At 54.6% G+C, this 13,323-nt stretch carries 10 protein-coding genes; 2 read left to right on the top strand and 8 right to left on the bottom strand.

Translation table 11 applies throughout. The features are described from left to right. Positions 1 to 9: 9 nt before the first annotated feature. On the bottom strand, positions 10 to 1,719 hold the full coding sequence (locus J4685_RS13640; protein WP_000766662.1) for an AsmA family protein: 1,710 nt from the start codon (positions 1,717 to 1,719) through the stop codon (positions 10 to 12). Between the two features lie 120 nt (positions 1,720 to 1,839). Further along, positions 1,840 to 3,231: a xanthine/proton symporter XanP gene (gene xanP / locus J4685_RS13635; protein WP_000115428.1), complete on the bottom strand. Its 1,392-nt coding sequence runs from the start codon at positions 3,229 to 3,231 to the stop codon at positions 1,840 to 1,842. 227 nt (positions 3,232 to 3,458) lie between these two features. On the opposite strand from xanP, the gene gltS reads away from it, so the two are divergent. Further along, positions 3,459 to 4,664, top strand: a complete 1,206-nt coding sequence (gene gltS, locus J4685_RS13630) for a sodium/glutamate symporter (RefSeq protein ID WP_000462250.1) — start codon at positions 3,459 to 3,461, stop codon at positions 4,662 to 4,664. A 35-nt stretch (positions 4,665 to 4,699) separates the two neighbouring features. On the opposite strand, the gene recG is transcribed toward gltS, so the two are convergent. From recG to gmk, 5 genes are read right to left on the bottom strand one after another with little or no spacing between them, the layout of a single operon-like run. Then, positions 4,700 to 6,781, bottom strand: a complete 2,082-nt coding sequence (recG, locus tag J4685_RS13625) for an ATP-dependent DNA helicase RecG (protein ID WP_000016738.1) — start codon at positions 6,779 to 6,781, stop codon at positions 4,700 to 4,702. Between the two features lie 5 nt (positions 6,782 to 6,786). Next, entirely contained in the window at positions 6,787 to 7,476 is a 690-nt protein-coding gene (gene trmH, locus J4685_RS13620; protein WP_001068432.1) for a tRNA (guanosine(18)-2'-O)-methyltransferase TrmH, read from the bottom strand. 4 nt (positions 7,477 to 7,480) lie between these two features. Continuing rightward, positions 7,481 to 9,592, bottom strand: a complete 2,112-nt coding sequence (spoT, locus tag J4685_RS13615) for a bifunctional GTP diphosphokinase/guanosine-3',5'-bis pyrophosphate 3'-pyrophosphohydrolase (protein WP_046598864.1) — start codon at positions 9,590 to 9,592, stop codon at positions 7,481 to 7,483. An 18-nt stretch (positions 9,593 to 9,610) separates the two neighbouring features. After that, a complete protein-coding gene (gene rpoZ, locus J4685_RS13610; protein WP_000135058.1) occupies positions 9,611 to 9,886 on the bottom strand; it encodes a DNA-directed RNA polymerase subunit omega in 276 nt (91 codons plus the stop codon). Positions 9,887 to 9,940: 54 nt separating this feature from the next. Beyond that, a complete protein-coding gene (gene gmk / locus J4685_RS13605) occupies positions 9,941 to 10,564 on the bottom strand; it encodes a guanylate kinase (protein WP_000046966.1) in 624 nt (207 codons plus the stop codon). 256 nt (positions 10,565 to 10,820) lie between these two features. Here gmk and ligB point away from each other — a divergent pair, with 256 nt between their 5' ends. After that, positions 10,821 to 12,506 carry an NAD-dependent DNA ligase LigB gene (gene ligB / locus J4685_RS13600; protein WP_001241850.1) on the top strand — a complete coding sequence of 562 codons (1,686 nt, stop codon included), beginning with the start codon at positions 10,821 to 10,823 and terminating at the stop codon, positions 12,504 to 12,506. Here the strand turns inward: ligB and J4685_RS13595 are convergent. After that, positions 12,503 to 13,120, bottom strand: a complete 618-nt coding sequence (locus J4685_RS13595; RefSeq protein WP_000924334.1) for a trimeric intracellular cation channel family protein — start codon at positions 13,118 to 13,120, stop codon at positions 12,503 to 12,505. The two genes, ligB and J4685_RS13595, sit on opposite strands and share 4 nt — an antisense overlap. Positions 13,121 to 13,323 lie beyond the last annotated feature (203 nt).

Here is a 13,323-nt window from a genome sequence, read left to right as displayed (position 1 = left end):
AGCCCTCAATTACAGCGCTGGCTCCGTTGACGTAACTTCACCGCCGGACACCACGCCCGCTTGCATCGTCTGTGTTATCTGCTGCTTTTGTGCGTTGACCGCGTGTAATTGCCCGTTTACCGTCGGTTTCAACGGCGCATCGGCCTGAATATTGCCGCTGGCCGTGAGCTGAATATTGCCATCGCCAGCAATCGGTAATGCCGGCCAGCCCCACTGCTGTAGCACATCCATTGGTACGCCGCGTCCGTTCAGGCTGATTTGCGTCTGACGCTGCGGCAGTTGCGATACGCTGGCAGTGGCTTCCAGTATCCCTTTTCCAGTAAACGCGCTCAGATCGCTGATGTTGACCGTGCTGGCATTAGCCGTCAACGACAGCGACGGGCGGCGCACGTCCACACGGTTAAAGGTTGCCGCTGCGGCGTTGAGGGTCGCATTGCCGCTCCAGACGCCCCATTGATGATGTTGTACCAGCTCCAGGTTTGCGCCGTAGCCGTCCAGGGCGGTGATTTGCCACGGGAAGGCCGGGTCGATATCAATCACCAGATTGCGGCTGGCGCTGAATTTTTTCAGCGTCAGGCTGTTCAGCCAGTCGGGCAACGGCTTCATCCATAACTGCTTCCAGTTTTCCGGCAGCGTATACTCCAGCCCGGCGATAGCGGTATCGTCCAGAATAAGCGCTTTGCCTTCGCGTAACCAGGCGCCGGAAGTTCTGACCATACCGCCTTCCCAGCGGGTGGTGAACTGGCGTAGCGCAACGCCCTGTGGTGAAAATTCGGCGTTCAGGATTGGATCGAGCAAGTGCAGCGAGCCGTAAATAAACTCGCTGGCGTTCATCGATAATTTACCTTCCTGACTTTGCCAGTCTTCTTTGCGCAGAGTCAGATTGCGCAAACTCAGGTCAAGATCGGTGACTGCCCAGTCTGGTCCTTGCAGGCTGGAGTCCGTCACTTCAAGACGACCAATCTGCAAAGATGGAACCGTAGTAAGCGGCGCGAAAAACTCGCTCAAGGATTTATCGCTTTGTAACCGAATATCATTCAGCCGCAGATTTTCAACGACCCAACTACCATCAGCGTTACGCCGGGCGACGCCGGTTAACGCTCCGCGCGCCATATCGGCGCCAACGGTGTTTAACATCACCTGATCATGGTCGATACTGCCTTCAATAAGCACATTCGTGGCGGGAACGTCGTTTAACGTCAGCGAACCGGCGCTCAGTTGGATCTGGGCTTTATTGCCCAATACCCGACCGGCTTCGGGGCGCCAGGGCATAACGCCGCCGTTAACGCGCTGGGCGCTCAACCGCCATTCGCTACCGGGACTATTGAGCGCCATATTGCGAAGTTGCAGGCGGTCGGCCTCAAACGGGAAAGGGGCGGTTTGCACTGAAATATTCAGCGTGCCGTCCTGTAACAGAATCGTGTCGACATGCAGCGGCGCGGTTAACTGGCGAATGCTCAGACCGATATCTACGGTTTTCGCGACCAGGGTAGCAGGCTGACCATCACGACCAAAGGTCACATTCTCCAGTAAAAGATGGGATGGGGCGGAAAAACGATGATCCATCACGTCGAATGTGAGGTGATAACCGCTGTTCTCTGATACCCAGTTGCTGACATGATCTGCGCCCCAGCGCGTTTGCAGCAGAAAATAAAAGCCGAAAATCACCACTAAACAGGCGATCAGCACGTAGAGAAGCAACCTCCCAATCAATTTCATGGTCTTCCATCCCGTGAAATGCACATAGGGGATTTATGCACGATTTGCGTGCAATCCTCAAGACAGGAATGGTGAAAGAGCGTTACAGCAGCGGCGAATCGTGTCGCCGCCGCAGGGTTTTTACGGTTTTTCCGGCGGGAGAATCAGGTTCAGCACGATAGCCGTGATGCCGCCAGCGGCAATTCCGGATGAGAGCAGATTTTTCACCCATTCCGGCGCGAACTGCAGGATCTGCGGCTGTTGCGAGACGCCAAGACCCACGGCCAGCGACAGGGCGATAATCAGAATCGCGCGGCGGTTCAGCGGCTCACGCGAGACAATACGCACCCCGGAGGCGGCAATGGTGCCGAACATCACTAACGTGGCGCCGCCGAGCACCGGTTCCGGGATATGCTGCACAAAACCGCTTACCGCCGGGAACAGGCCGAGCACAATCAGCATCAGCGCGACGACAAATCCCACATAGCGACTGGCGACGCCGGTCAACTGAATTACGCCGTTGTTCTGACCGAAACAGGAATTCGGGAACGTATTAAATACCGCTGAAACAAATGAGTTCAGGCCGTTAGCCAGTACGCCGCCCTTTAGCCGTTTCATGTACAAGGGGCCGGATACCGGCTGCTCGGAGACATCAGAGGTGGCGGTGATGTCGCCGATGGTCTCCAGCGACGTAATCATAAAGACCAGCATCAACGGCAGTAACAGGTTCCAGTCAATGCCCAGACCATAATACAGCGGGGTCGGCACCATCAGGATATCCTGTGAGACCGGCGCGTTATTCTCAGGCAACATGCCCATAAACCAGGCCAAAAGATAGCCTGCCGCCATGGCAATAACCAAAGAAGCCACGCGCAGGTAGGGATTACGCTGCCGATTCAGCAAGATAATAATGGCCAGGACGACGCCGGCCAGCAGCAGGTTTTTCGGTGCGCCAAAGGTGTTGTCGCTCATGGCGGCATAGCCGCCGCCGATGGAGGTTAGCCCCACCTGAATCAGCGACAGGCCAATAATCATTACCACGACGCCGGAGACTAACGGCGTGATAATCCGGCGCGCCAGATGTAGAATGCGAGAAAGCACCATCTCGGTGCAGCTTGCCAGCATCAGCGTGCCGAACAGCGCCGCCATCATCGTCGGGACGTCCGCGCCGCCGGTTTTCAGCGCGGTACCGCCCATAATCAGCGGGGCGACAAAGTTAAAGCTGGTTCCCTGGATGGATAACAGCCCCGATCCTACCGGCCCCCACGCTTTGATTTGAATAATAGAGGCTACGCCGGAGGCGAACAGCGACATGCTGATAATGTGCTGCGTATCCTGCGCCGGTAAACCCAACGCCTGGCAGATTAACAGCGCTGGCGTGATTACCGCGACAAACATGGCCAGCAGATGCTGACAAGCGGCAAAAAGGGTTTGAGGGAGCGGCGGGCGATCTTCAAGACGGTAAATTAATTCGCTGTTTTGCGTCTGCGCAACCGGTTGCGCATCTGCCGGCTCGATGGCGTTAACGGACATCAGGGACATTCTCGTGGTGGAAAAGCGGTGATTTTATCTGACCAGATGGTAAAAGCAAACGATTGCGAGCGAATATTCTTAATATTTAAAAAAGATAAATGCACCTTTTTATATAACTTTTTGCCTTTTTCTGCTTAAAATCCATGCCGAAGACTCGCAAAGAGCTAAAAAACTGACTCAGGAAATGATTTGTGCGCACGTGTCACAGCGCACTACAGGAGCTTTAAATGTTTGAACTCGATACCTTATCGACCCTTGTCGCCGCCACGCTGGTGCTGCTACTGGGTCGCAAGCTGGTCCAGTCTGTCTCCTTACTGAAGAAATATACGATTCCGGAACCAGTGGCGGGGGGGTTACTGGTCGCGGTTGCTCTGCTTGTGCTGAAAAAAAGCGTCGGTTGGGAGGTCAACTTTGATATGACCCTGCGCGATCCGTTGATGCTGGCGTTTTTCGCGACGATCGGCCTTAACGCTAACCTTGCCAGCCTGCGCAAGGGGGGACGCGTTGTTGGCGTCTTCCTGGTCGTCGTGGTCGGATTACTGCTGATGCAGAATGCCATCGGTATCGGCATGGCGAGTCTGTTGGGGCTGGACCCGTTAATGGGGCTGATTGCCGGGTCAATTACGCTGTCCGGCGGACACGGTACCGGCGCGGCGTGGAGTAAACTGTTTGTCGAACGTTATGGTTTTGCCAATGCCACCGAAGTTGCGATGGCATGTGCAACCTTTGGCCTGGTGCTGGGCGGGTTGATTGGCGGCCCGGTAGCGCGTTATCTGGTGAAACACTCCACCACGCCGGATGGAATGCCTGACGATCAGGCCGTGCCGACAGCCTTTGAAAAGCCGGATGTGGGTCGTATGATCACCTCTCTGGTGCTAATCGAAACTATCGCCCTGATTGCTATCTGTCTGACCGTGGGCAAAATCGTAGCGCAGCTACTGGCGGGAACGGTGCTTGAACTGCCGGTCTTCGTTTGTGTGCTATTTGTTGGGGTGATCCTCAGCAATGGCCTGGCGCTGGTGGGTTTTTATCGCGTATTTGAGCGTGCTGTTTCGGTGCTGGGGAACGTGAGTCTGTCACTGTTCCTAGCAATGGCGCTGATGAGCCTGAAGCTGTGGGAACTGGCGTCGCTGGCGCTGCCGATGCTGGCGATTCTGGTGGTACAGACCATCTTCATGGCGCTGTACGCGATCTTCGTTACCTGGCGCATGATGGGGAAAAACTACGATGCGGCGGTGCTGGCGGCGGGTCACTGTGGTTTTGGCCTGGGCGCAACGCCGACCGCCATTGCTAATATGCAGGCGATTACCGACCGTTTTGGCCCCTCGCATATGGCGTTCCTGGTGGTGCCAATGGTCGGCGCGTTCTTTATCGATATCGTCAATGCGCTGGTGATTAAGCTGTACCTGATGTTACCGATTTTCGCGCAATAAGGGTTTGTACGGCGGCATTAAAGCCGCCGTGCTCACTAGGCGTTGGAATAACGTTCGGTTTCCGGCATCCAGCGCTCAATCAGCGCTTGTACCTGCTGCGGATAACGTTCGTGAATATGACGGGCAATACGCTGAACTTCGGGGATTATGGCCTGATCGCGCAGTAAATCTGCAACTTTAAATTCGGCGTTCCCTGTCTGGCGCGTGCCCAGTAATTCCCCCGGGCCGCGAATCTCTAAATCTTTTTGCGCAATCACAAAGCCGTCGTTGCTGTCGCGCAATACCTGTAAACGCTTCTGCGCCGTTTTCGACAACGGCGATTTATAGAGCAGCACGCAGTGCGATGCGACCGCGCCACGGCCAACGCGCCCTCTGAGCTGGTGTAACTGCGCCAGGCCCAGTCGCTCCGGGTTTTCAATAATCATCAGGCTGGCGTTAGGAACATCGACCCCCACCTCAATCACCGTAGTGGCGACCAGCAGATGCAGTTCGCCCTGCTTAAAGGCCTGCATCACCGCCTGTTTTTCGGCGGGCTTCATGCGGCCGTGTACCAGGCCGATATTCAACTCCGGTAACGCCAGCTTGAGCTCCTCCCAGGTGGCTTCCGCTGCCTGCGCTTCCAGCAGGTCTGACTCTTCAATCAGCGTACAGACCCAGTAGGCCTGACGGCCTTCGGTTGTGCAGGCGTTGCGCACACGATCAATGATTTCATGGCGACGGGTATCCGGAATCGCAACGGTAGTGACAGGGGTACGGCCCGGCGGTAGCTCGTCAATCACCGAGGTATCGAGATCGGCGTAGGCAGTCATCGCCAGGGTGCGCGGAATGGGCGTTGCGGTCATAATCAACTGATGCGGATGAAAGCCCTGCTGCTGGCCTTTTTCCCACAATGCCAGCCGCTGGTGGACGCCAAAGCGGTGCTGCTCATCGATAATGACCAGCGCCAGCCCGTTAAACTGCACCTGTTCCTGGAAGATAGCGTGAGTGCCGACAATCATCTGCACCTGACCGCTGGCAATAGCCTCTTGCTGCGCCTGGCGCGCTTTACCTTTTTGCTTACCGGCCAGCCAACCCACTTCAACGCCCAACGGTTCGAACCAGTTGCGGAAATTATTTGCGTGCTGTTCAGCCAGCAGTTCGGTCGGTGCCATCAGCGCCACCTGCTTACCGTGGGCAATAGCGCGCAAGGCGGCAAGCGCCGCAACCAGCGTTTTCCCTGAGCCGACGTCGCCCTGAACCAGACGCATCATCGGCACATCGAGCGCCATATCACGTTCGATCTCTGCCACCACCCGCGCCTGTGCGCCGGTAGGCTTAAACGGCAGCGCCGCCAGCAGCTTGTCTTTCAATATGTTGTTGGTACTTAGCGGCTGAGCGTGGTAGCGCTGCGCGCCTGCGCGAAGCGCCAGCATACTGAGATTATGCGCCAGTAGCTCTTCAAGAATAAGCCGCCGCTGCGCCGGGTGTTTGCCGGTTTCTAAATCGGCGAGCTGGAGTGTCGGCGGCGGGCGATGCAAGGTACGTAGCGCCTCCGGCAGGCTCATCATACCCTGTGCCAGTTCCGGCGGTAGTAGTTCGGCAATGGCGCAGGTGTCGAGCAACTCCAGCGCCTGATCGGTAAGCTTGCGCAGTGTCGCTTGCTTCACGCCCTCGGTGGTCGGATAGATGGGGGTGAGCGTTTCCTGAAGTTCCGGCGTGCTGAGATCGCCCTGCAGGCGATATTCCGGATGGATCATCTCTGCGCCATACTTGCCGCGTTTCGCTTCCCCGTAGGCCAGCACACGTAGTCCCGTCGCCAGGCTGTTTTTCATCGCCGCGTTAAAATTGAAAAAGCGCATGGTAAGAATGCCGGAACCGTCGCTAATCTGGCAGGTCATCATCCGACGACCGCCGAAAGTGATATTGCAGTTCAGCACTTCACCTTCAACGGTGGCGTAGATGCCAGGCAGCAGTTCGCCAATAGGGTAGAGATGGGTACGGTCTTCGTAACGCAGAGGGAGGTGGAGCAGGAGGTCCTGCACGGTATGCAGGCCAATTTTCGCCAGTTTACTGCTTTGCGCTGCGCCGACGCCTGTCAGGGAATTGAGCGGAACAGCGTCTAACAAGCGGCCTGACATGGTGATTACCCTGCCGCCTGCATCGTCGCCCACCAGTCAGCATCGGCGTCGATTTCGCCCTGCTGATTGACGCGAGGATAAGGCAGACCTTTACGTTTAGCTACTTTCGCCAGCACCGGATAACCACCCTCAAACAGCAGGCGCTGCTGTTCATCTTCCGGCAACATGCTATTTTCACGCAGATACATGCCCGCGTTCTGTCGCTGGCGCTGGGCTTCATAAAGAATGAGCGCGGAGGCGACGGAAACATTCAGCGACTGTACCATGCCGATCATCGGAATGATGATATCCCGATCCGCCAGGTCTAATGCTTCCTGAGTAATACCGGTTTTCTCCTGACCCATCAGAATACAGGTCGGGCGCGTGTAATCAATCTCGCGAAAGTCTACGGCCTTATCAGAAAGATGGGTTGCCAGAATCTGCATTTCCCGACCTTTCAAATGGGCTACCGCATCGCCAATGGTACGGTGAGTTTTTACCTGTACCCAACTGTTGCTGCCCGCCGCCGCGGAAGCCATGGTGCGCATCCGGCTACCAGGCCAGATGGCATGGACTTCATGGACACCAACGGCATCTGCGGTACGAATGATTGCAGAAACGTTATGAGGTTTGTGGACTTGCTCCATGCAGACCGTGAGATCAGGCTGACGCCTGGCGAGCATTTCGCATATACGCGCATAACGTTTTGGATTCATAGCGCTAGTTTCGGTTACGGGTGACTTTAATAACGTCTGGCATCACGCGGATTTTGCGCATGATATTCGCCAGATGTACGCGATCGCGTGCGGTAAGGCGAATAAAGGTACTATAGACGCGACCATCTTTTTCTTCAGTATTCAGGCTTTGAATATTGGAGGTGGTGGTATTAATCGCCGCCGTCAGGTTAGCCAGCGCGCCCTGATGGTTAAACATTTCCACCTTGATTTCGGTAATGAATTCCTGCTCCGTCTCTTTGTCCCATTCGACCGCCATAAATTTCTCTGGCTCTTTCTGGTATCCACGGATATTACGGCAGGATTCATGGTGGATCACCAGTCCTTTACCTGGGCTGACGTGAGCGATGATCGGGTCGCCTGGGATCGGACGACAACACTTCGCAAAGGTGATAAGCACGCCATCCGCGCCTTTAATCGGCAGGTGGCCGTGATTCGATTGCGCAACGGTCGGCACCACGGCTTCGCCTTGCTGCAGATTTTTCGCGACCACTACGCTCATCGCGTTGCCGAGACCGATTTCCGCCAGCAGATCGTCAAGCGTTGCCAGCTTCATACGATCCAATTCGCGCTGAATATTTTCCTGCGGAATTTCCGCCAGCTTACGACTGCCGCCTAAAGCATGGTTAAGCAGACGACGGCCCAGGCTTACGGAGTCATCACGTTTGAGGTTTTTCAGCAACTGACGAATTTTAGCGCGCGCTTTAGAGCTGACGACAAAGTTCAGCCAGGCGGCGTTGGGACGCGCGCCCGGCGCGGTAATAATTTCGACGGTCTGACCGCTGCTAAGCGGCTGTGACAGCGGATAAGGCTGCCGGTCGACACGCGCGCCGACGCAGGCGTGGCCGATGTCGGTATGCACTGCATAGGCAAAATCCACCGGCGTAGCGCCAGCGGGCAGTTCGACAATGCGCCCTTCCGGGGTGAAAACGTAAATCTCATCCGGGAAGAGATCGGATTTTACGCTTTCGATAAATTCAAACGAACTACCGGCGCTCTGTTGTAGCTCCAGCAGGCTCTGCATCCAGCGCTGGGCGCGGATCTGCGCCGTGGTGCTGGTCTCACCGTGCTCTTTATACGCCCAGTGCGCCGCAACCCCCATTTCCGCCATCTGATCCATGTCTTCGGTACGGATCTGGACTTCAACAGGAACGCCGTGCGGGCCGATCATCGAGGTGTGCAAAGACTGATAGCCGTTCGCTTTGGGAATGGCGATATAGTCTTTCACGCGTCCCGGACGCGGCTTATAGAGACTGTGCATCTGGCCGAGTACGCGATAGCAGGTATCGGAGTCATGAACGATCACGCGGAAAGCGTAAATGTCCATGATCGAGTGAAAACGCTGCTCTTTGAGCACCATTTTGCAGTAGATCGAGTAAAGATGTTTTTCGCGACCGCTAACGCGACACGGAATTCCCGCCTCTTGCAAACGTCCTTCGATTTCAGAGAGGATTTTTTGGATCATCTCTTTACGGTTGCCGCGCGCCGCTTTTACCACTTCTTTAATGACGCGGTAACGATTGGGATACAGCGCTTCAAAACCCAGCTCTTCCAGCTCGGTTTTAATATGATGAATACCTAAACGGTGCGCCAGCGGGCTGTAGATTTCGAGGGTTTCACGGGCAATACGACGACGTTTATCCGGGCGTAACGAGCCCAGCGTGCGCATGTTATGGGTACGGTCAGCAAGCTTAATGAGGATGACGCGGATATCCTGCACCATCGCCATAATCATTTTGCGAAAGTTTTCGGCCTGCGCCTCTTTCTTATCGCGGAACTTGAGCTTATCAAGTTTCGACACCCCCTCTACCAGCTCGGCAACGCTTTTACCGAAAAGCTGTTCCATGTCCTGATAGGTGGCGGGGGTATCTTCAATCACGTCATGCAGCAGAGCGGCCATCAGCGTTTCGTAGTCGAGTTTCATCTCGGCCAGAATACAGGCCACCGCTACCGGGTGCGTGATATAGGGTTCACCGCTTGAACGTGTCTGGCCCTCGTGAGCGTCACGTGCAACGAGATACGCCTGCCGAAGAGGCTTAATCTGGTCTTCCGGCAGGTAGGTTTGAATCAGTTGATTCAGGCTTTCAAACAGATACAAGGGCGACCCGCTTTGTGATTAACGACGACCTTCAGCAATAGCGGTAACGGCTTGTAATTCAGCGGCTTCCTGCTCTTGCTGTTCCTGGCGCTCGCGGACGTCGAGGATCTGGTTGTTAATCAGACCTTCTTCGATTTCGCGCAGCGCGATAACGGTAGTTTTATCGTTTTCTTCCGGTACCAGCGGATCCTTTCCGCCTACCTGCATCTGACGAGCGCGACGCGCGGCGACCAGTACCAGGTCAAAACGGTTACCAATTTTCTCTACAGCGTCCTGAACAGTTACGCGTGCCATACTTAAAATGCTCCACAGGTGAAGAAATGACTGGGCATGATACTGAAAGTGGGTTCAGTCTGCCAACAATTTGCTGATTAAAGCGTCATGACGCTGCTTTTGGCGGCTCATACGCAGACGTTCAGCGCGAATGATGGTTTTCAAGTCGCTTAACGCGGTATCAAAGTCGTCATTCACAATAAGATAATCATATTCGGCGTAATGGCTCATTTCTGCAACCGCTTGCGCCATTCGTTTGGCAATGACTTCTTCGCTATCTTGCCCGCGGCCGCGTAAACGGCGATCCAATTCGATCTTTGATGGCGGCAAAATAAAAATGCTGCGTGCTTGCGGCATCTTTTCGCGAATTTGCTGGGCGCCCTGCCAGTCGATATCCAGAAAAACATCAACGCCAGTTGCCAGCACTTGCTCAATGGTTTCGCGCGAAGTGCCGTAGTAATTGCCAAACACTTCCGCGTGCTCCAGAAACGCCTCCCTGCCAATCATGGTTTTAAACTCATCATGATTTACAAAGAAATAGTGCTCACCGTGCACTTCACCCGGACGCGGCGCGCGCGTGGTATGTGAAACGGAAACCTGAGTGTCGTACAACGGTTGGGTTTTTAATAAAGCCTGAATCAGGCTGGATTTACCCGCGCCACTGGGGGCAGAAACAATATAAAGCGTACCTTGAGCCATGAGTATCTTACGTCTGTGATTATCGAAATAGAGCCTTGATACGGGCTTATTATACACATCGCCGTTATGCGACGTAGTCTTTGTCACACTTTTTGCGCCAGATTATTGCATTTTGCGTCCCTTTTTCCGCTTTTATCGCGTCGTTGCAGCAACCCACCAAAAAATCTGGAAAGCGGCTCGGATGGTGCATTTTTACCTGTCGGTTTTTATTCACTAAAGCGCTATACCTGCCGGGCAATGTGCGCAGGAGGTTGTGATGAGATTATGGAAAAGTATGGCGTGGGGAATTTTATTGTGGCATTCGCAGAGTGGGGCGCTTTGCCCGGCCTGGCCGCCAGCAAGGGCCGCTGAAGAAATCACCCGTTTACAGCAACAGCTCGCTGACTGGAATGACATCTACTGGAAACAAGGTGTTAGCGCGGTTGACGATAGTGTGTACGACCAACTCAGCGCAAGGCTGGTTCAGTGGCAACGCTGTGTTGGTCAGGATGTTTCATCTACTCCGGTTTCACCGCCGTTAAACGGTACAACAATGCACCCTGTTGCGCACACGGGCGTACGTAAACTCGCGGACCGACAGGCGGTAGAACAGTGGGTGCGCGGGCGCAGCGAGCTTTGGGTACAGCCAAAAGTGGATGGCGTAGCGGTAACGCTGGTTTATCAAAACGGTAAACTGACCAGGGCCATTAGCCGGGGTAACGGACTACAAGGCGAGGACTGGACGCCAAAAATTCGCCTGATCCCCTCTATACCGCAGACAACACAAGGCGCGCTAGCTAACGCGGTGTTGCAGGGCGAAATCTTTCTACAGCGCGAGGGACATATCCAGCAACGGATGGGCGGGATGAATGCGCGCTCGAAAGCCGCAGGAATGTTAATGCGCCAGGATAACGCCTCCGCGCTAAATTCGTTGGGTATTTTTATTTGGGCGTGGCCGGACGGTCCGGCAAATATGCCCGAAAGATTAAGCCAACTTGCTAAGGCTGGATTCAGTCTGACGAAGAAATATTCTCTGGCGGTAAAAGATGCCAGCGAGGTCGAGCGGGCGCGCCAGTCATGGCTGACGTCAGCATTACCCTTTGTGACGGATGGCGTAGTGATACGCATGGCTAAAGAACCCGCGTCACAATACTGGCGACCCGGGCAGGGCGACTGGCTGGCAGCATGGAAATATCCGCCAGTAGCGCAGGTCGCGCAAGTGAGCGCTATTCAGTTCTCGGTGGGGAAAAGCGGCAAAATTACCGTAGTAGCGTCGCTTGTCCCCGTTATATTGGATGATAAGCGGGTTCAGCGGGTCAATATCGGTTCTGTGAAGCGTTGGGAAGCGTGGGATATTGCGCCGGGCGATCAGATCCTGGTGAGTCTGGCCGGGCAAGGCATTCCTCGGCTTGATGAGGTCGTCTGGCGGAGTCGTGAGCGGAGTAAGCCTGTGCCGCCAGGTAGCCATTTCAACTCGCTGACCTGCTTTTACGCGTCGGCAACGTGTCAGGAACAGTTTATCTCCAGGCTGGTATGGCTGGGGTCACGGTCGGCGTTGGGTCTGGACGGAATGGGTGAAGCTAGCTGGCGGGCTTTGCATCAGACGCATCGCTTTGAGCATATCTTCTCCTGGCTTGCCCTGACGTCAGCGCAAATAGCCAACACGCCAGGCGTTGCTAAAGGAAAAAGCGAGCAGATATGGCGGCAATTTTACCTGGCGCGCCGGCAGTCATTTACCCGCTGGATCATGGCGATGGATATCCCCTTAACGCAGGCCGCATTACAGGCCAGCGGCGATCGCTCATGGGAGCAGTTATTAATGCGAACAGAGCAACACTGGCGGCAATTGCCAGCGACGGGCGAGCGCCGTGCCGGGAGAGTTATCGACTGGCGGAATAATCCGCAGATCAACGCGCTGAGCAGATGGCTGGCTGCTCAGCATATTCCCGGATTTGGGTCTTAGTGTCCTTCATGACGGTAATAAAATACCGGCAGGCCAAGTTTAAGACGTAGCGCTAATAACCTTGCTGTAAAGCCAAACAGTAGCGTAGAGATAACGACGACATCCGGATTCATGACGTAATGTTGTAGCGCAATATAGAGCACCGCCGAGGCGAACGAAATGCCGGCATACAGCTCTTTTTGAAACACCAGTGGAATGCGTTTGCAGAACATATCGCGGAGCACGCCGCCAAAGACGCCGGTAGTGACGGCGGCTACCACGGCGATAATTGGCCCTTCGCCCATATCAAGGGCTATCTGAGCGCCAATAATAGAGAAAACCACCAACCCCAGCGCGTCAAGTACCAGGAAAAGCTTGCGTAAATAGGGCATGACGGGAGCAACAATGGTGGTCAATACGGCGGCAGTCGCCACAATAATGACATATTCGGGATGCTTCACCCAACCCAGCGGATAGTGACCGAGCAGAATGTCGCGAACCGAGCCTCCACCAATGGCGGTGGCGGTAGCAATAATAATTACGCCGAATGTATCCATGCGACGACGACCCGCAGCGAGTGCGCCCGTCATGGCCTCGGCAGTGATGCCAATTAAATAAAGAACGTGCAACAGCATGATTTCCCCCTAATTTACTGGGGGCGAAGATTAACGATTTGTGCGCTGTATCACGATTGAGATTTTCTAAGGCATTACACGATTAATAAATTTTAGTAATGATTCTAAATTTATGATTAATAATTATTTATTATAAATATCAATAAATTGAACATCATTTTTGTGGTTTATTGTATACGAGGTTTTTCTGTTTTGACTTAGAT

Source organism: Salmonella sp. 32100201201700099SM (assembly GCF_017572645.1).
Lineage (GTDB): Bacteria > Pseudomonadota > Gammaproteobacteria > Enterobacterales > Enterobacteriaceae > Salmonella > Salmonella enterica.
The sequence above is the reverse complement of the archived record's forward strand: the minus strand, read 5'-3'. Positions and strand labels throughout refer to the sequence as shown.